Consider the following 16905-nt stretch of genomic DNA (forward strand, 5'->3'; position numbering starts at 1 on the left):
GAAGAGTCCCCTGGACCGGTCACCCCGACCGGGAAGGGGGTGGAGAACGGAGAACGACCAGATGGGCGATTACGCCAAGGCGCTCGGGGCCAAGCTCCGCGGGATCCGCCAGCAGCAGGGCCTGTCCCTGCACGGGGTCGAGCAGAAGTCCGGTGGGCGCTGGAAGGCCGTCGTCGTCGGCTCGTACGAGCGTGGCGACCGTGCCGTCACCGTGCAGAAGCTGGCCGAGCTGGCCGACTTCTACGGCGTGCCGGTGGTCGAGCTGCTGCCCGAGGGCCGGGTCCCCTCCGGCGCGGAGCCCGCCACCAAGATCGTGATCAACCTCGAGCGCCTGCAGCAGCTGCCGGCCGAAAAGGTGGGCCCGCTGGCCCGCTACGCGGCGACGATCCAGAGCCAGCGCGGCGACTACAACGGCAAGGTGCTCTCGATCCGCACCGAGGACCTGCGGTCGCTGGCGATCATCTACGACATGACCCCGGGCGAGCTGACCGAGCAGCTCATCGACTGGGGCGTGCTGCCCCCGGAAGCGCGTCCTTCCAAGGAGGACTGATTGCCGGTGCGCGAAACCGACGCAGTGAGCGTTCCCCGGTGGGGCACCGGAGACGCTCACTGACTCGTCGGGGGGCTCGTTCGGGGGCGAGCCCTGCTCGCGGAAAGCGCGAGCCGCGCTCACTTCGCCGTGTTTTGTGGGGGCGCAGCCCCCACGCCCCACCCGGGGGCAAGCCCCCGGACCCCGGTCGTGGTCACCTTGACCGGAACCGCCTGACCGGGGGGCCAGGCGGGCTCTACAGAACCGCGCGGAGGCGGTCGGCGATCGTGCCGATCCGGCCCAGCACGCCGTTGACGAACCGCGGCGAATCGTCCGTGGACAGTTCCTTCGCCAGGCCGACGGCCTCGTCGATCGCGACCGGGTCCGGCACGTCCGCGGCCCAGAGCAGCTCGTAGACCCCGACCCGCAGCACCGCGAGGTCGACCTTCGGCATCCGCTCCAGGGTCCAGCCCTGCGCGTGCTCGGCCAGCAGCTCGTCGATCTGCGCCTTTCGGCCGGTGACCCCCTCGACCAGGCTGATCGTGTAGTCCCCGATCGGGTCGACTTCGGTCGCGCCGACCCGGTCGGCCAGCAGCGTCACCGCGTCGGTGTCGCGCTGCGAGGCCTCGTACAGCATTTCCACCGCGCGGCGGCGTGCCTGCCGCCGGCTGATCGCGCCGCCGCGGTTGGGGTGGGGCTTCGAAGTCGGCATCAGCTGGAGACGCGGCCCAGGTAACGGCCGTCGCGGGTGTCGACCTTGATCTTCTCGCCGGTGGACAGGAACAGCGGGACCTGGATCTCCGCGCCGGTCTCCAGCGTCGCCGGCTTGGTGCCGCCGGTGGAGCGGTCGCCCTGCAGGCCCGGGTCCGTGTGCTGGATGATGATCTCGACCGACGTCGGGAGCTCGACGTAGAGCGGCTCGTTCTCGTGCACCGCGACCTGGACCTCGGTGTTCTCGAGCATGTAGTTCGCGTTGTCGCCGACGACCTCGGCCGGGACCGTGATCTGGTCGTAGGTGTCGCCGTCCATGAACACGAAGTCCTGGCCGTCCTTGTACAGGTAGGTCATGTTCCGGCGGTCGACCGTGGCCGTCTCGACCTTCGTGCCCGCGTTGAACGTCTTGTCGACCACCTTGCCGGTGAGCACGTGCTTGAGCGTCGTGCGCACGAAGGCACCGCCCTTGCCCGGCTTGACGTGCTGGAACGCGGTGACGGTCCACAGCTGGCCCTCGAGGTTGAGGACGAGCCCGTTCTTCAGGTCGTTGGTGGTGGCCACGAGCTTGCAGTCTCCTGTGTCGATCTTCGGGTTCGGGGCCGCTGTCAGACGACCACGAGGTTCTTGGTGCTCAGGGTGAGGAGTTCGGGCTCCCCAGCCCGCACGACGAGCGTGTCCTCGATGCGCACGCCACCGCGCCCCGCGAGGTAGACGCCGGGCTCGACGGTGACCGCCATACCGGCGGACAGTGTACCGACGCCCGTCGCGGCGAAGCTGGGCGCCTCGTGGATCTGCAGGCCGACGCCGTGGCCGAGACCGTGCGCGAAGTGCTCGCCGTGCCCCGCGTCCGCGATCACCTTCCGCGCCGCGGCGTCCACATCGGACACTTCGGCGCCGGGCACGACCGCGTCGACCCCGGCCGCCTGGGCGGCGTGCACGAGGCCGTACACCTCCCGCTGCCAGTCCGCGGGCTCGCCGAGCACGAAGGTGCGGGTCATGTCGGAGTGGTACCCGTCGACCGTCGCACCGAAGTCCAGCTTGACGAAGTCGCCGCGCTTGAGTTCGGCGTGCGTCGGCTGGTGGTGCGGGATGGCCGAGTGTGCGCCGGCGGCGATGATGGACGAGAAGCTGGGCTCGCTCGAGCCGTGCTCCAGCATCCGGTTCTCCAGGTCACGGGCGATGTCCAGCTCGGTCCGGCCCGGCCGCAGTCCCCCGGCGGCGAGCAGGTCCTCCAGCGCCCGGTCGGCGGCGGCGCACGCCTGGCGCAGCGCCTCGATCTCGCCTTCGTCCTTCACTTCGCGCAGCCGCTCGACCAGGCCGGGGGTCCGTTCGAGGGCGACTACCTTCTTGAGGGACTCGTACTCCTCGACGCTGACGTGCTGACTCTCGAAGCCGACGCGCCCGTAGGTCTTGGCGTCCTTCGCGGCCTTGGCGACCAGCGCGGCGGCGCTGGCCCGGTCGACGACCTTGGCCAGGTCGGGCACCTCGGCGGCGGACTGGGTCGTGTAGCGGCCGTCGGTGCAGAAGAGCGTCTTCCCGTCGCCCTCGGCGTGCAGCAGCACGGCGGCGTTCGAGCCGGTGAACCCGGTGAGGTAGCGGATGTTGAGCAGATCGGTGACCAGCAGCGCGTCGACACCGGCTTCGGTCAGCAGCCCGCGCAGCGCCGCCCGGCGTCGTCCATGGGTTTCAGGCACGGGTCCCAGCGTAGTGGGCGCTTGCTGGGCGACTCGCCAGTAACCTGGCCTACACTCCGCAGGATGAGCGCTTGGGTGATCCGCGGACTCGGGATGGCGGTGCTCCACGGTGTCGCGCTGACGCTGCTGGCCAAGTACGCCGTGTACCACCCGACGGACCAGACGCTGATGACGTCGGTGGCCCTGGCGGTCCTGGTGGGAGCGGCGGCGCTGTGGAGCGCCCTGGACGCGTGGCGCGGCCTCCCCGACCGCGGCCGTGCGTGGTTCATCGCGGCGCTGGTGACCGGAGTGGTGTCGGGCATCCTGTACGTGATCGGGCGCGCGGTGTTCGTCGACCAGACGGGCGTGTCCGAGCTGGGCGGAGCACTCACCGGCGGGGCGGCGTTCTCGGCGTTGCTGGTGCTGGTGCCGGCTGGGCTCGGGTTGTTCGTGGGCGGCCGCATCGGCCGGCCGCGCCCGGCGGACGAAGACGACGAGGAAGTGCTTCCGCCTGCGCCTGCGCTTTCGCCGCGACCGCGCGGCCGGGGTCGGGCGTCGGCCGAGGAGCCGTCGCCACAGCCGCGGCCGCGCCGCGGAGTCCGGCCGTCCGAGGAGCCGTCGCCGCAGCCGCAGCCGCGTCGCCAGGTCCGGGCGTCCGAGGAACCGTCGCCACAGCCGCGCCGGGTCCGGCCGTCCGGCGACGAACCCTCACCCCGGCCGCGCCGCGGAGTGCGGCCGCCCGGGGAGGAATCCTCACCCCGACCGTCGCCCCGGCTTCGCCCGCGCAGCGGGGATACCCGCGCATGACTCGCGCGGCACGACGCTTCCCAGCAGCGCCGGTGGTGCTCGCCTGACCTGGCGCGCCGCGTTGGTCCCGGCCCGCTGACGAGCGACCCGCGGCCGCCCGCTCGCGTCATCCGCTCGGCCGGCAATCTCCCGCGTCGGCCGAGACTCCACCGCCGCGGAGCGACCTGCTCGCCTGTCGACAACCGAGCCCGCCATCGCGTCACCGAGCCCCACCGCTGACGAGCGACCCGCTCGCGCCCTTGTCGCCCGAGCCTGCTCCGGCGTCAGCCGACCAGTGAGTTGCCCTTCGGGAAGGCGTCCCACTGGGCGGGCGTCACCGGGCGGGCCGCCGAGCCGTTGCCGGCCGTGATTCCCGGGTCCGGGACCGGCCACAGCCTGCGGTCGTCGAGCAGCAGGGCGAGGCCGCGGTCCGGTGCCTGGACCGCCTCCGCGCCCGAACGCAGCCGCGTCGCCACCGGGAGCGCCGCCACCTCGGGCGGCTCCTTCTCCAGCAACTCGCCGGCCAGCGCCGCGGCGACCGTCCGACGGTCGACCCGGACCCGCTGGCCGGCACGCACCAGGTCCATCGTGCGGTCCGGCGACGGCATCGTCACGCCATCGAACGTCGCGGCCACCCGGCCCGGGTTCGCGCAGGCCTGGCTGCCCAGCAGGTCGAGCCCGAAGTGCCGCAGGCCGGTCGGCGCGCCGGCACCGCCGGTCACGGTGGCGCGCACGACGTCCAGCGGCACCCGGTCGCACGGGTCGGCCGACGACAGCGGCGCGTGCCCGTCCGCGCGGCGCACCAGCCCCGGCCCTTCCTTCCACGGGCCGGGGATGACCACCGGCTGGTACGGGTTCTCGGTGAAGTCCGCCGTCCAGAACGTCAGCGTGGTCCCGGTGTCGGTCTCGTGCGCGATGACGAACGCGGCGAGCGCGCCCACCCACATCAGGTCGGCGCTGAACCCCTCGACCACCGACCGGCCGCGCGGCGCCGACGTCGAGGCCACCGGCACGAACCCGCCGACGTCGAGGGCCTGCACCCCGGACCCGAACGCGGGGTCGTGCGACCGGAGCACGAACTGCCCGGCGCCGTTCCAGGCGGCGGCACGGCCGGTGGTGTCGGTGAACATCAGGTAGAACCAGCCGTCGAGGTAGACGGCCGAGGGCTGGCCGGCGCCGTAGACGTTGGCGCGGTGCACGTCGTGCGACGGCCCGAGGATCGGCTTGCCGCCCGCCGCGCGAGTCCAGTGCACGCCGTCCGTGCTGGTCGCGAGTCCGACGGCGTTGCCGAGCGCGTGGTCGCCCGCCGCGCCGGTGTAGTACAGGTAGTAGGTCGTGCCGACGCGCAGCACCGACGGGTCACAGGTGTGCATGCCGTCGAACTGCCCAGGCGCCCCCGAGAAGACGGCGGCCGGGATCCCGCCGCCGGGCCCGGCGAACGGCCCGTCGATCGACTGGGCCTGGGCGTAGAGGATGTCGTCGCCGGCGGGCCCGGCACCGCCGTACTGGCTGCACCACCACATCCGGGTCTGCCCGCGGTCGAGCATGACGGACGGCCCGTAGTTGTAGACGGCGTCGGCACCCCCGGCGGCGATCACACCGCCACTCTCGCGGGGGTCACCCGAAGCGAGCTTGACGTCGACCGGCCGCGGCGGAGCGGCGGTCTTCCCGCCCGCGATGGCCGGCTGGTCCCCCGCGGCCTGGGGCTGGGCGTAACCCTCGGTGCACCCCGCGACCAGCAGCCCGGCCAGGACACTGGCGAGCAGGGCACGAGCGGGTCGCCGACCCCCACGACGAAACGGGCGCACGACACCGGAGTGTAGCGAGACCTAACCTGCCCGGGTGACGGCACGCCTGGTCGGCGGTCCTCCAGTCGTGGACAAGATCGCGGACGGGCAAGGGTCTCGGCGTACGAGCCGGTCAGGCCGGTGGCGGCGCGGCGGCCGGTCCCTCCGGATCCCGGTGGAGGCGATCACCTGCCACCCCGAGTTCGAGCGGCGGCCGGGGTTCGCGCCGGCAGGGGTCGGTTTCTTACCGGGCAGCCGCCGAGCGTTCTCCGACTTCGCCGGGCCGGTGCGCCCGATAACCCGGCGCCCGGCTCGGGCTGCGCGCCCCACGCCCGGATGGCCGGGAGTTCACCGCCTTCGGAGCCCTGGATGGCCGAGTCGGCCCCGATGGATGGCGAGCGTCGATGGCTCGGGCTATTTACCGGCCGCCGGCCCCTCGATCGCGACCAGCTCGACCTCGAAACCGGCGTCGTTCTCGAGGTAAGCCGCGTAGTGCGCTCGCCCGCCCGCGTACGGGTACCGGTCGGCGAACAGCGGGTGCCAGCCGTGGTCGGCCGCCCTCGCGGCCAGGTCGTCGACCTCCGCGCGGGTTCCCCCGTGCAGCGCCAGGTGGTTCAGGCCCGGCCGCGTGCGCTCGTGGTCCGGGGCGCTCATCGCCGGTGATGCCTCGACCACGACGTACGTCCCGGCCCGCCGCCAGCTGAGGCCCGCGGGCCAGCGCTGGAACTCCGTCCAGCCCAGCTCGCCGAGCAGCCAGCCCCAGCTCCGCTCGGCCTCGGCCAGGTCCGGGACCCACAGCTCGATGTGGTGCGCCCGCCCGTGCACCGGCGCGAGCGCGACCAGCACGCGGTGCAGGTCGCCGTAGTGGATGCCGCTGCCGACGTCGAGGAAGCCCAGCCGGGCCGTCACCTTCCGGCTCGCCTCGTTGTGCTCGTGCACCAGCGCCCAGACCGCCGGCAGCCCGAGCGCGTGGAGGCCGTGGGCCAGCACCGCCTGGGCGGCTTCGGTCGCCAAGCCCTGCCCCGCGTGCGCACTCGCGACGTAGTAGCCCAGCTCGGGCACGCCGCCGGGCAGCTCCGACGACGGCCGCAGGTGCGCGACGCCGACCACCTCGCCGTCGCGCTCGATCACCCAGTGGCCTTGCCCCGCCGGGCCGCGGTAGGCCAGGCGGCGGTCGATCATCGCGCTCGCCGCGGCCGGATCCGAGAAGTCCGCGGCGAAGAACCGGCTCATCTCCGGGTCGGAGAACACCTTCACGACGGCTTCGCGGTCCGCCTCGACCAGCGGCCGCAGCTTCAGCCGCGGCGTGGTCAGCTCCGGCAGCGTCATCCCGGGTGCGCGGCGAGCCACCGCAGGGCGAGCGGGTAGCCGTCGACGCCGAGGCCGGCGATCACCGCGGTCGCGATGTCCGACAGCACGCTGTGGTGCCGGAACGCCTCCCGCTTGTGCACGTTCGAGATGTGCAGCTCGATCAGCGGCGCGGACAGCTGGGCCGCGGCGTCGCGCACCGCGATCGAGTAGTGCGTCCACGCGCCGGCGTTGAGCACCACGGGATTGCCGCCGTCGGCGGCTTCGTGCAGCCAGCCGACCAGCTCGCCTTCGTGGTCGGTCTGGCGGACCTCGACCTCGATGCCCAGCTCCTCGCCCGTCTTCACGCACAGCGCGGCGAGGTCGTCGTGGGTGGTCGAGCCGTAGACCGACGGCTCCCGCTTGCCGAGCCGCCCGAGGTTCGGGCCGTTGAACACGAACGCCTTCACAGCAGCACGCTCCCGCCGGCCTTCGGAGCATCGGCGGCGATCGCCGAGTACGCGGCCGCGAGCAGCGACGGGTCCGGGCCCTCGAGCCGGCCGGGCTTGCCGACGGCGTCGAGGACGACGAACCGCAGCACCCCGGACCGGGTCTTCTTGTCGCCCTTCATGGTTTCCAGCAGCTGGGGCAGCGCGTCGGCGTCGTACGTCGTCGGCAGGCCGAGCAGCTTGAGCACGGCGGCGTGGCGCTCGGCGGTGGCGTCGTCGAGGCGCCCGGCCAGGCGCGCCAGCTCGGCCGCGAAGACCAGCCCGACGCTCACCGCGGCGCCGTGGCGCCACCGGTAGCGCTCGCGGCGCTCGATCGCGTGGCCGAGGGTGTGGCCGTAGTTGAGGATCTCCCGCAGGTCGGACTCGCGCAGGTCGGCGGCCACGACGTCGGCCTTGACCTGGATCGACCGGCGGACCAGCTCGGCGAGCACGTCCCCGGTGGCGTCGAGCGCGGCGGCCGGGTCGGCCTCGATCAGCTCGAGGATCCGCGGGTCGGCGATGAAGCCCGTCTTCACGACCTCGGCCATCCCGGCGACGAGTTCGTTCGGCGGCAGCGTCTCCAGCGTCGCGAGGTCGACGAACACCGCGCTCGGCTCGTGGAACACCCCGACGAGGTTCTTGCCGGCCTCGGTGTTGATGCCGGTCTTGCCGCCGACCGCGGCGTCGACCATGCCGAGCAGCGTCGTCGGCACGTTGACCAGCCGGACCCCGCGCATCCACGTGCCCGCGACGAACCCGGCGAGGTCGGTGACGGCGCCGCCGCCGAGGCCGACGACGACCCCGCGCCGGTCCAGCCCGATCCGGCCGAGCACCTCCCAGCAGAAGCTGGCGACGGTGAGCGCCTTGCCGTCCTCGGCGTCGGGGATTTCGACGCGGTGCGCGTCCAGGCCGGCCGCGATCAGCTCGTCGCGGATGGCCTCGGCCGTGGTGGTCAGCGTGGGCGGGTGGATCAGCGCGATCTTCGAGGCGTCGGCCAGCTGCGCGGTGAGGTCGCCGAGCAGGCCGCGGCCGACCACGACGTCGTAGGGGTGGGCGGTGGCGACGGGGATGCGCACCGGGTCGGACATCGGGGGATTCACTCCTTGGCTTCGGCGGGGGCCAGGCGCGCCGCGAGGTCCGCGACGATCTCGGCGGGTGTCCGCTCGTCGGTGACGACCTCGACGGTGGCGACCTCGCGGTACACGGGCACCCGCTCGTCGAGCAGTTTCTTGAACGTGGCGCGGGGGTTCACCCCGGCCAGCAGCGGCCGCGCACTCGACAGGCCGGTGCGCCGCACCCCCGCGGCGAGGCCGACGTTGAGGAACACGACGGTGTGCCCGGCCAGCCGCGCCCGGGTGCCCGGGGTGAGCGGCGCGCCGCCGCCGAGGGAGAGCACGCCGCCGTGCTCCGCCAGCGCGGTGGCGACCGCTTCTTCTTCCAGCGCACGGAAAGCGGGTTCGCCGTCGTCCGCGAAGATGTCGGCGATGCTGCGCCCGGCGCGCGCGACGATGTCGTCGTCACTGTCCCGGAACGCGACGCCGAGCGCGGCCGCCAGCAGCGGGCCGACCGTGCTCTTGCCGGAGCCCGGCGGCCCGACGATCACCGCGCGAGGGCTCACCAGCGCTCCTCGAGGGCCTTCAGGTACGCCTCGGCGTTGCGCTTGCTCTCGGCGAGGGAGTCGCCGCCGAACTTCTCGAGCGCGGCGTCGGCGAGGACGAGCGCCACCACCGACTCCAGCACGACCCCGGCGCGCGGCACCGCGCAGACGTCCGAACGCTGGTGGATGGCGACCGCGGGCTCACCCGTCTTGACGTCCACTGTGGACAGTGCTTTGGGGACGGTCGAGATCGGCTTCATCGCGACGCGCACCCGCAGCGGCTCGCCGTTGGTGATGCCGCCTTCGAGGCCGCCCGCGCGGTTGGACCGGCGGGTGACACCGACCGGGCCGGTGCCGCGGTCGATCTCGTCGTGCGCCTGGCTGCCCCAGCGGCGGGCGGTGGTGAAGCCGTCGCCGACCTCGACGCCCTTCATCGCCTGGACGCCCATCAGCGCGCCGGCGAGCCGCGCGTCGAGCCGGCGGTCCCAGTGGACGTGCGAGCCGAGGCCCGGCGGCAGGCCGTAGGCGAGGACCTCGATGACGCCGCCGACAGTGTCGCCCGCCTTCCGGACGGCGTCGACCTCGGCGACCATGGCGTCGGTGCCCTCCTGGCTGAAGGCGCGCACCGGGCTTTCGTCGATGGCGGCCAGGTCGGCCGCGACCGGCAGCGGGCCTTCGGGGGCGTCGGCCCCGCCGATCGAGACGACGTGGCTGAGGATCTCGACGTCGAGCAGCTGCTTGAGGAAGTTCCGCGCGACGGTGCCGAGCGCGGTCCGCGACGCCGTCTCGCGGGCGCTGGCGCGTTCGAGGACGGGGCGCGCCTCGTCGAAGCCGTACTTCTGCATGCCCGGCAGGTCCGCGTGGCCGGGGCGGGGCCGGGTGAGCGGTTCGTTGCGGGCGAGGCCTTCGAGGATCTGCGGGTCGACCGGGTCGGCCGCCATGACCTGCTCCCACTTCGGCCACTCGGCGTTCTCGATCTGGATCGCGACCGGTCCGCCCTGGGTGCGGCCGTGGCGCACGCCGCCGAGGAAGTCGATGTGGTCGGTCTCGAAGCCCATCCGCGGGCTGCGCCCGAAGCCGAGGCGGCGCCGCGCGAGCTGCTCGGTGACGTCGGCGGTGGTGACGCCGACGCCGGCGGGCATGCCTTCGAGCACGGCGGCCAGCGCGGGTCCGTGCGATTCACCTGCGGTGATCCAGCGCAACATGGGCTCAATCCTGTCACGGGGGCCGGGCGGGCCCGAAGAGTGTTCCGGTCATGGCGCACCCGGGAAGAGGGCGCACAGCCAGGTGGCGGCGAGGAGGGCCGGGCCGTGGGGCACGCGGTGGCCGCCGAGGCGGGTGGTGGGGTGGTGGGCGGGTGCTGGTCGGGCGCTCGGCGTGGGTGCCGGATGCCGGGCGGGATACGGGGCCGGATGTGGGGCGGGCGCTGGTCGGGCGCTCGGCGTGGGTGTCGGATGCCGGACGGAAGCGGCGGCGGCGACCGATACCGGGTGTGGAGTGGGCGCCGGTCGGGCGGCGGGGACTGGGAGTCGGCGCGGCTCTGGGGTGGGGTCCGCGCTGTCTGCCGGTTGTGAGGTGGGCGCCGGGTGTGTCCGGACTCTTGACCGTCGGCTGATGCTGTACGCGACTGCGATGGCCAGGCTGAACAGCGCCGCCAAGACCGCTGCGAGTGCCAGGGCGGGCCAGCCGGCCGCACCCAGTACCGCGCCGAGGCTGCCGGACAGCTTCACGTCGCCCGCGCCGAGGCTGCCCGGGGCTGCGCGGGCGACCAGGGCGTGCGCGGTGCCGAACAGCAGGGCACCCGCGGCCGCGCGCACGGCGAGCGACAGGCCGCCGCCGCCGAGCGCGGCGGCTCCGATCGCGGCGCCGAGGAGGGGGTACGCGGGCAGCGTGAGCACGTCGGGTAGACGGAGGTGGCGCAGGTCGGCGAGGGCGAGCGGGACCGCGACGACGGTGAGCAGGACCGGTACCGGCAGCCACCAGCCGGGCCAGCCGCCGGTCAGCCAGCGCGTGGTGACGACCGTGACGCCGGCCGCGGCCAGTACGGCGGCGCGCCGGACCGGGATCGGGGCCCCGGCGCGGCCGAGGGCCCACGCCGCGGCTGGCGCGGTGACGGCTCCGGTGGCCGCCGCGGTGGTGAGGACGAAGATCGTCGGGGACATGGGTCCAGGGTGCGGGCGCCCGGCTCAGCTGGGCAAATGCCGGGCGTCGCGAACGGTCCGTTGGCTACGTTCCGGGCCGGGTTTCACTCCTGTGGGCGACGGCCGAAGAGCATCCGGCTGACGTGACTGAAGGGCCGACACGCGTGATTGGAAGGTCGGCACGGGTACCGGAAAGGTCAGCCCGCGGACCGGGGAGGTCGACTCGCGTACCTGGACGGTCGGCTCGCATGCCCGGGAAGTCGGTTCGCGTGCCCGGAGAGTCGGGGCACGTACCCGGGAGGCCGGCTCGCGTACTTGGAGGGTCGGCTCGCGTGCCGGGAGGGAGGCGGCGGGGAGGCGGGTGCGCAGGAGGAAGCAGGTGGCTCGTCCGGGACCCCCTGCGTCCCGGACGAGCCACCACCCCTTCACAAAGTCAACCTGAGCAGCGCCTTCCCGCTCCCCCCGCGCACCTCCAGCGCCGCCAGGTCGGTCCGCTTCAGCGCCGTGCCGATCACGATGCGGGCCGTGTTGTCCGGGACCGCCTTCCACGTCGCCAGCTGTGTCTCGACTCCCGAACGCGAGATCGCCACCAGGACGTACTCGCCGCTGCTGCGGTCGCCCGTGTAGCTGCACGACATGTCGACCTGGGTGCCCCAGTCGAACGCGTCGAGGCGGGCGTCCGCGCGGACCGGGAACTGGCCCAGCGCCGTCATCGCGATCCCGGGGGACGGGGAAGGCGCCGACGCCACCACCGCCAGCGCCACGCACGCCGAGACCGCCAGCGCGGCCGACACCGACGTCACCGCGGTGCGGATCCGGCGGCCTCGGCGGACGCGCCGGAGCACCGTCGGCAGGAGGTCCGGGGGCGGGGAGCCGATGTCCGGCAGCGCGGCCGGGGCGTCGACCCTGGCCAGCAGGCCCGGGAGGCCCGCGAGGTCGCGCACCGAGGCCGCGCACCGGTCGCAGGTGCGCAGGTGCTGCTCGAAACGCTGGCGGTCCTCCGGGGAAAGCGCCCCGAGCACGTACGCCGCGTCGAACGTCGCGAACGGGTCCTCGCTCATTGGGTCACCCCCCTCTCCTCGAGCACCAGGCGCAGCGCGCGCAACGCGTAGTGCGTGCGGGACTTGACCGTTCCCTCGGCCACGCCCAGCCGCTCCGCCGCGTCCGCTACGGAATAGCCCTGGAAGTAACACAGCACCAGTACCTGGCGGTGGCGCTCCGACAGCTCGGCGAGCGCCTCGGCGACCAGCCAGCCCTGGACCGCGCGGTCGGTGCCGTCGGCGACCGCGCGCTCCGGCGGCTGGTCGGTCACCACCTCCGACCGGGCCGACGCCGAGCGCCAGCCGTCGATCGCGATGCGCCGCGCGACCGTGAACAGCCACGCCCGCGCCGAGCCCGTCGACTGGTCCAGCACCGTCGTCGACCGCCAGGCCCGCAGCAGCGTCTCCTGGACGACGTCCTCGGCCCGGATCCGATCGCCGGACGTCAGGTGAAGCGCGTACGACCACAGCGCGCCCGCGTGCTCCTCGTGCAGAGCGCGCATCAACGCGTCTTCGGCGACTTCCCCCACGGAACTCAGGCCGCGACTCGACGCCGGTCCTTCACGAACATCAGGGCCAGGCCGCCGACGATGCAGACCGCCTCGGTGATCACGCCCCAGTACTCCGGCTGGCTGTTGAACTGGTCGTGGTTCCCGGCGAACCCGACCGTCGCGGCGAGCACGTACGCGCCGAGCGTCAGCGCGCCGAACCCGACCGCGCCCAGCGCGGGCAGCCAGTGCCGCCAGGCCAGGACGGCGATCGCGAGGACCAGGCCGCCGATCGCGTCGAGCAGGAACAACGGCCCGACGATGCCCGGGTAGTCCTCGGTCCACAGGAAGTAGTGCACGCCCGCCGAGCCGAGCAGCGCGGCCGCCACGACGATGCGCAGAACCCAGTTCACCATGATCGTTCCTCCACTCCACACCCACTCGGGTACATACACGGAACAGGGCCCGATCCGGTTCACCGCGGATTGAACCGATGCGGTGTCGATCTCGTTTAGGAGGGCATGACTCCCGAACTGCATTCCCGCCGCACCGTCCTGACCACGGGCGCCGCCGTCGCCGGTGCCGCCGTCGGCGCCGTCACGCTCGCCGCCTGCGGATCGGACTCCGCCCCGAAGTCGGGCACCGCGCAGGCGCCGATCGCCGCCGGGACGCCGCTGGTCGCGCTCGCCGACGTCCCCGTCGGGCAGGCGAAGGCCGCCAAGGCCCCGGACGGTTCCGACGTGATCGTGGCCCGGACGTCCGAATCGGCCTGTGCCGCCTTCAGCGCGATCTGCACGCACCAGGGCTGCACGGTCGCCCCGAAGGGCGCCGACCTCGTCTGCCCGTGCCACGGCTCGGTCTTCAACGCCCTCACCGGGGAGGTCAAGCAGGGCCCGGCGAACAAGCCGCTGCCGTCGGTGCCGGTCAAGGTCGAGAACGGGAAGGTCGTCACCGGCTGACGAGCCGGGTGCACGCGGCGGGCCCTTGCGGACGACTGTCCACAAGGGCCCTTCGCGTGACAGAACCGCCTCAGGCGTCCCAGCCGAACAGCCGGTCGCCGGCGGCGACGTCGCGCTCGGCGTCCAAACCGGACAGGACGTCCGCCGACGCGTCCAGCGCGACGACCGGGACGATCGCCGAGTAGCCCGCCGCGGTCACCGCTTCCGGGTCCCAGCTGACGATCGGCTGGCCGGCCCGCACCTGCTCGCCCTTGACGACGTGCAGCGTGAAGCCTTCGCCCTTCTCCTTGACCGTGTCGATTCCCAGGTGGACGAGCACGGCCTTGCCGTCCTCGGTCGCGACGACGTAGGCGTGCGGGTGCAGCGTCGCGACCGTGCCGTCGACCGGCGCGACCGCGTCCGCCCGCCCGCCCGCGGGCTGCACGGCGATGCCCGGCCCCACCATGGCCTGCGCGAAAACCGGGTCCGGGACCTCGGTGATCGGCACCACGCGCCCGGCGACCGGGCTGAGGATCTCCAGGCTCACAGTAGGTCCTCGATGTCGCTGGCGATCGTGTCCGCCTCCGGCCCGACGATCACCTGCAGGGCCGTCGACCCCATCTTGACCACGCCCATCGCGCCGGCCTTCTTCAGCGCCGCCTCGTCGACGAGGCTCATGTCCTCGACCTCGCAGCGCAGCCGCGTGATGCAGCCCTCGACCTCGGTCAGATTGTCCGCGCCACCGAGTGCCGCGAGGATCTTTTCCGGCCTGTCATCCGCCATCGCGGTCTCCTTGATCACTGTTTGTTCCCAACCTGACGCGAACCGCGTGTCCACCTGTACTACGCCGTTCGTCGGCATGCACCCCGCCGCGGGCCACGAACGGATAACGGTGGTTGACACCCGTCCGCACGGCGGAGCATCCTGCCCCATCAGATCATTGGTCTAGACCGGAACGTACCAATGTTCCGGGCCGGACGCGAGCACCGGTCCCCGGTGACACGAGAACGAGGAGGGTGACGCCGATGAGCGCGGCCGCGCACGTCCCGCCACCCGACCGGGTCGTCAACGGGCCCACGCCCAAGCACGCCCAGCTGCGGGAGATCCTCCGCCGCACGGTGGAACGGGAACTCCCGCCGGGTGCGCCGATCCCGTCGGAACGCGAGCTCGCCCAGCGCTACGGCGTGTCGCGGCTCACGGTCAGATCGGCGATCGGCAAGCTGGTCGAAGAGGGCCTGCTCGCCCGGGTCCGCGGCAAGGGCACCTTCACCGCCGCCCGGCGGATGGAGCTGCAGCTGTACCTCATGTCGTTCACCGACGACATGCGGAGGCGGGGGCTCACCCCGACGACCGAGGTGGTCTCCGCGGCCACCGAGGTCCCGCCCACCGCCTCGGCGCACGCCCTCGGCCTCGCCGAGGGCGCCACCGCACACCACCTCGTGCGGCTGCGCCACGCCGACGGCGTGCCCCTGGCCGTCGAACGCGGCTGGTACCACGCGGGCCGGGCTCCCGGCCTGCTCGAGCTCGACCTGACCCAGTCCATCTACGCGCAGCTGGCCGAGACGTACGACGTGCGTCCCGACCAGGCGTGGCAGACGGTCTGGGCCGAAGGAGCGGACCGCGAAACGGCCCGGCTGCTCGGCATGCGTGCCGGCAGTCCCCTGCTCGTGTTCCGCCGGGTCTCCAGCGCCAACGGCGACCCGATCGAAGACATCACGTCCTGGTACCGGGGAGATCACTACCAGGTGACCATGCAGTTGGACCGGAACACCCCGGAACCCGGTCAACCACCCCACTATGGAGGATCCAGATGAGTTCGACCACCGCGGAGGGGGCGAAGAAGAGCGGAGGCGGTCTCGCCGGTCTTCAGCGCTTCGGCCGCAGCCTCATGCTCCCCATCGCCACCCTCCCGGCCGCCGGATTGCTGCTGCGTCTCGGCCAGGACGACCTGCTGGGCAAGGACGGCCTCGGCTGGGACAAGGTCGCGGCCGTCCTCGGCGCCGCCGGCGGTTCGCTGTTCAACTGGCTGCCGCTGCTCTTCGCGGTGGGCATCGCGGTCGGCTTCGCCCGCAAGGGCGACGGCTCCACCGGTGTCGCCGCGGTCGTCGGCTTCTTCGTGTTCACCAGCGTCATCCAGGTGTTCGCCCCGCTGAAGGACCTGCCCGGTTACAAGCCGAACGGCGGCTTCGAGCTGGCGCCCATCAAGTGGCCGTACTCGGTGCTCGCGGGTGTCGTCGTCGGCCTGGTCGCGGCCGTGCTGTGGCAGCGCTACCACCGCATCAAGCTGCCCGCCTACCTGGCGTTCTTCGGCGGCCGCCGGTTCGTCCCGATCATCACCGCCTTCGCGCTGCTGATCCTCGGCGTGATCTTCGGCCTGCTCTTCAAGTACGTGAACACCGGCATCGAGAACATCGGCGACGCGGTCACCGGCGCCCCCGTCGTCGGTGGCGGCATCTACGGCCTGCTCAACCGCCTGTTGATCCCGGTCGGCCTGCACCAGCTGATCAACGTGCCGGTCTGGTTCATCTTCAAGGGCGGTGACATCACCAACTTCTTCAACGGCGACCCGAACGCCGGTGCCTTCACCACGGGCTTCTTCCCGATCTTCATGTTCGCGCTGCCCGCGGCGGCGCTGGCGATCTGGCAGACCGCCCGCCCGGCGCAGAAGAAGGTCGTCGGCGGTGTGATGATCGCGGCCGCGCTGACCTCGTTCATCACCGGTGTCACCGAGCCGATCGAGTTCTCGTTCATGTTCGTCGCGTGGCCGCTCTACATCTTCCACGCGGTGATGACCGGCCTTTCGCTGGCGATCGCCAACCTGCTGAACGTGCACCTGAGCTTCTCGTTCTCGGCCGGCGCGATCGACTTCGCGCTCAACTCGAGTTCGAAGGCGGCCCACAACACCTGGATCCTCATCGTGATGGGCCTGGTGTACGCGGTGATCTACTACGTGGTGTTCCGCTTCGCGATCACCAAGTGGAACCTGAAGACGCCGGGCCGCGAGGACGACTCGATCGAGTCGGACCTCGAGTCGACCGCCGCGAAGTAAACTCCGTACCGACGTAGATCCCCGTAGCGAGAGGACGAACATGCCGGAGAAACGCGTCGCCGTGGCGAGCAAGGTGGGCCTGCACGCCAGGCCGGCCGCGCTGGTGGCGAAGGCGGCCGCGGCGCAGCCCGTCGCGGTGCAGATCGCCAAGGCCGGCGGGAGCCCGGTGGCCGCCGGCAGCGTGCTCAACCTGATGACGCTCGCCGCCGGCTACGGCGACGAGGTCGTGATCAGCGCCGAGGGCGAGGGTGCCGAGGAGGCCGTGGAAGCGGTCGCCCAGCTGGTCGCCACCGACCTCGACGCCTGACACAGCGAAACCCGCGAAGGCCTTCGCACCGGTCCCCGACACCGGTGCGGGGGCCTTCGCGGCGTTTCGTAGGGTGGGCGC

Annotated in this window: 21 protein-coding genes; 6 read left to right on the forward strand and 15 right to left on the reverse strand. The window is 72.8% G+C overall.

The features are described 5' to 3' along the window. Positions 1–61: 61 nt before the first annotated feature. Positions 62–550 carry a transcriptional regulator BldD gene (gene bldD / locus OG738_RS41585; RefSeq protein ID WP_003096372.1) on the forward strand — a complete coding sequence of 163 codons (489 nt, stop codon included), beginning with the start codon at positions 62–64 and terminating at the stop codon, positions 548–550. Between the two features lie 235 nt (positions 551–785). On the opposite strand, the gene nusB is transcribed toward bldD, so the two are convergent. From nusB to OG738_RS41600, 3 genes are read right to left on the reverse strand one after another with little or no spacing between them, the layout of a single operon-like run. After that, positions 786–1241 carry a transcription antitermination factor NusB gene (nusB, locus tag OG738_RS41590; protein ID WP_329049343.1) on the reverse strand — a complete coding sequence of 152 codons (456 nt, stop codon included), beginning with the start codon at positions 1239–1241 and terminating at the stop codon, positions 786–788. Then, positions 1241–1804 carry an elongation factor P gene (efp, locus tag OG738_RS41595; RefSeq protein WP_329049345.1) on the reverse strand — a complete coding sequence of 188 codons (564 nt, stop codon included), beginning with the start codon at positions 1802–1804 and terminating at the stop codon, positions 1241–1243. The genes nusB and efp overlap by 1 nt, the downstream gene beginning before the upstream one ends. A 44-nt stretch (positions 1805–1848) precedes the next feature. Further along, on the reverse strand, positions 1849–2937 hold the full coding sequence (locus OG738_RS41600; RefSeq protein ID WP_329049346.1) for a M24 family metallopeptidase: 1089 nt from the start codon (positions 2935–2937) through the stop codon (positions 1849–1851). A gap of 63 nt (positions 2938–3000) precedes the next feature. On the opposite strand from OG738_RS41600, the gene OG738_RS41605 reads away from it, so the two are divergent. After that, entirely contained in the window at positions 3001–3723 is a 723-nt protein-coding gene (locus OG738_RS41605) for a B-4DMT family transporter (RefSeq protein ID WP_329049347.1), read from the forward strand. Between the two features lie 263 nt (positions 3724–3986). Here OG738_RS41605 and OG738_RS41610 read toward each other — a convergent pair whose 3' ends face one another. The 10 genes from OG738_RS41610 to OG738_RS41655 form a co-directional block, all read right to left on the reverse strand. Continuing rightward, a complete protein-coding gene (locus tag OG738_RS41610) occupies positions 3987–5468 on the reverse strand; it encodes a beta-xylosidase (RefSeq protein ID WP_329057014.1) in 1482 nt (493 codons plus the stop codon). 435 nt (positions 5469–5903) lie between these two features. Next, on the reverse strand, positions 5904–6818 hold the full coding sequence (locus OG738_RS41615) for a GNAT family N-acetyltransferase (protein WP_329049348.1): 915 nt from the start codon (positions 6816–6818) through the stop codon (positions 5904–5906). Further along, the gene (gene aroQ, locus OG738_RS41620) at positions 6815–7246 is read right to left on the reverse strand and encodes a type II 3-dehydroquinate dehydratase (RefSeq protein WP_086671145.1); all 432 of its coding nucleotides are present in this window, start codon (positions 7244–7246) and stop codon (positions 6815–6817) included. Before aroQ ends, OG738_RS41615 begins: the two co-directional genes overlap by 4 nt. Next, the gene (aroB, locus tag OG738_RS41625; RefSeq protein ID WP_329049351.1) at positions 7243–8352 is read right to left on the reverse strand and encodes a 3-dehydroquinate synthase; all 1110 of its coding nucleotides are present in this window, start codon (positions 8350–8352) and stop codon (positions 7243–7245) included. The genes aroQ and aroB overlap by 4 nt, the downstream gene beginning before the upstream one ends. An 8-nt stretch (positions 8353–8360) precedes the next feature. Continuing rightward, the gene (locus OG738_RS41630) at positions 8361–8882 is read right to left on the reverse strand and encodes a shikimate kinase (RefSeq protein WP_329049352.1); all 522 of its coding nucleotides are present in this window, start codon (positions 8880–8882) and stop codon (positions 8361–8363) included. Next, positions 8879–10066 (reverse strand): chorismate synthase, encoded by a 1188-nt coding sequence (aroC, locus tag OG738_RS41635; protein WP_329049354.1) that lies wholly within the window; start codon positions 10064–10066, stop codon positions 8879–8881. Before aroC ends, OG738_RS41630 begins: the two co-directional genes overlap by 4 nt. A 48-nt stretch (positions 10067–10114) precedes the next feature. Then, entirely contained in the window at positions 10115–11023 is a 909-nt protein-coding gene (locus OG738_RS41640; protein WP_329049356.1) for a prepilin peptidase, read from the reverse strand. A 404-nt stretch (positions 11024–11427) separates the two neighbouring features. Then, positions 11428–12063 (reverse strand): anti-sigma factor family protein, encoded by a 636-nt coding sequence (locus OG738_RS41645; RefSeq protein WP_329049358.1) that lies wholly within the window; start codon positions 12061–12063, stop codon positions 11428–11430. After that, a complete protein-coding gene (locus OG738_RS41650; RefSeq protein WP_329049360.1) occupies positions 12060–12572 on the reverse strand; it encodes a sigma-70 family RNA polymerase sigma factor in 513 nt (170 codons plus the stop codon). The genes OG738_RS41645 and OG738_RS41650 overlap by 4 nt, the downstream gene beginning before the upstream one ends. A gap of 5 nt (positions 12573–12577) precedes the next feature. Further along, the gene (locus tag OG738_RS41655; RefSeq protein ID WP_329049361.1) at positions 12578–12946 is read right to left on the reverse strand and encodes a hypothetical protein; all 369 of its coding nucleotides are present in this window, start codon (positions 12944–12946) and stop codon (positions 12578–12580) included. A 105-nt stretch (positions 12947–13051) separates the two neighbouring features. Here OG738_RS41655 and OG738_RS41660 point away from each other — a divergent pair, with 105 nt between their 5' ends. Beyond that, on the forward strand, positions 13052–13489 hold the full coding sequence (locus OG738_RS41660) for a QcrA and Rieske domain-containing protein (RefSeq protein WP_329049363.1): 438 nt from the start codon (positions 13052–13054) through the stop codon (positions 13487–13489). A gap of 70 nt (positions 13490–13559) precedes the next feature. On the opposite strand, the gene OG738_RS41665 is transcribed toward OG738_RS41660, so the two are convergent. Further along, the gene (locus OG738_RS41665) at positions 13560–14015 is read right to left on the reverse strand and encodes a PTS sugar transporter subunit IIA (protein ID WP_329049365.1); all 456 of its coding nucleotides are present in this window, start codon (positions 14013–14015) and stop codon (positions 13560–13562) included. After that, entirely contained in the window at positions 14012–14251 is a 240-nt protein-coding gene (locus OG738_RS41670) for a glucose PTS transporter subunit EIIB (protein ID WP_072482356.1), read from the reverse strand. The genes OG738_RS41665 and OG738_RS41670 overlap by 4 nt, the downstream gene beginning before the upstream one ends. 242 nt (positions 14252–14493) lie before the next feature. On the opposite strand from OG738_RS41670, the gene OG738_RS41675 reads away from it, so the two are divergent. From OG738_RS41675 to OG738_RS41685, 3 genes are read left to right on the forward strand one after another with little or no spacing between them, the layout of a single operon-like run. Further along, entirely contained in the window at positions 14494–15282 is a 789-nt protein-coding gene (locus OG738_RS41675; RefSeq protein WP_329049366.1) for a GntR family transcriptional regulator, read from the forward strand. Continuing rightward, a complete protein-coding gene (locus OG738_RS41680; protein WP_329049367.1) occupies positions 15279–16517 on the forward strand; it encodes a PTS transporter subunit EIIC in 1239 nt (412 codons plus the stop codon). Before OG738_RS41675 ends, OG738_RS41680 begins: the two co-directional genes overlap by 4 nt. 40 nt (positions 16518–16557) lie before the next feature. Further along, positions 16558–16824, forward strand: a complete 267-nt coding sequence (locus tag OG738_RS41685) for an HPr family phosphocarrier protein (protein WP_013224593.1) — start codon at positions 16558–16560, stop codon at positions 16822–16824. Positions 16825–16905 lie beyond the last annotated feature (81 nt).

Origin of the sequence: Amycolatopsis sp. NBC_01488, from assembly GCF_036227105.1 — a bacterium.
Taxonomy (GTDB): Bacteria; Actinomycetota; Actinomycetes; order Mycobacteriales; family Pseudonocardiaceae; genus Amycolatopsis.

Bases quoted from the DNA above. Each gene is read 5' to 3' on its own strand.
- bldD (WP_003096372.1), top strand. From the start codon at position 62: ATGGGCGATTACGCCAAGGCGCTCGGGGCCAAGCTCCGCGGGATCCGC.
- nusB (WP_329049343.1), bottom strand. From the start codon at position 1,241: ATGCCGACTTCGAAGCCCCACCCCAACCGCGGCGGCGCGATCAGCCGG.
- OG738_RS41605 (WP_329049347.1), top strand. From the start codon at position 3,001: ATGAGCGCTTGGGTGATCCGCGGACTCGGGATGGCGGTGCTCCACGGT.
- OG738_RS41615 (WP_329049348.1), bottom strand. From the start codon at position 6,818: ATGACGCTGCCGGAGCTGACCACGCCGCGGCTGAAGCTGCGGCCGCTG.
- aroB (WP_329049351.1), bottom strand. From the start codon at position 8,352: ATGTCCGACCCGGTGCGCATCCCCGTCGCCACCGCCCACCCCTACGAC.
- aroC (WP_329049354.1), bottom strand. From the start codon at position 10,066: ATGTTGCGCTGGATCACCGCAGGTGAATCGCACGGACCCGCGCTGGCC.
- OG738_RS41640 (WP_329049356.1), bottom strand. From the start codon at position 11,023: ATGTCCCCGACGATCTTCGTCCTCACCACCGCGGCGGCCACCGGAGCC.
- OG738_RS41645 (WP_329049358.1), bottom strand. From the start codon at position 12,063: ATGAGCGAGGACCCGTTCGCGACGTTCGACGCGGCGTACGTGCTCGGG.
- OG738_RS41655 (WP_329049361.1), bottom strand. From the start codon at position 12,946: ATGGTGAACTGGGTTCTGCGCATCGTCGTGGCGGCCGCGCTGCTCGGC.
- OG738_RS41660 (WP_329049363.1), top strand. From the start codon at position 13,052: ATGACTCCCGAACTGCATTCCCGCCGCACCGTCCTGACCACGGGCGCC.
- OG738_RS41670 (WP_072482356.1), bottom strand. From the start codon at position 14,251: ATGGCGGATGACAGGCCGGAAAAGATCCTCGCGGCACTCGGTGGCGCG.
- OG738_RS41675 (WP_329049366.1), top strand. From the start codon at position 14,494: ATGAGCGCGGCCGCGCACGTCCCGCCACCCGACCGGGTCGTCAACGGG.
- OG738_RS41680 (WP_329049367.1), top strand. From the start codon at position 15,279: ATGAGTTCGACCACCGCGGAGGGGGCGAAGAAGAGCGGAGGCGGTCTC.
- OG738_RS41685 (WP_013224593.1), top strand. From the start codon at position 16,558: ATGCCGGAGAAACGCGTCGCCGTGGCGAGCAAGGTGGGCCTGCACGCC.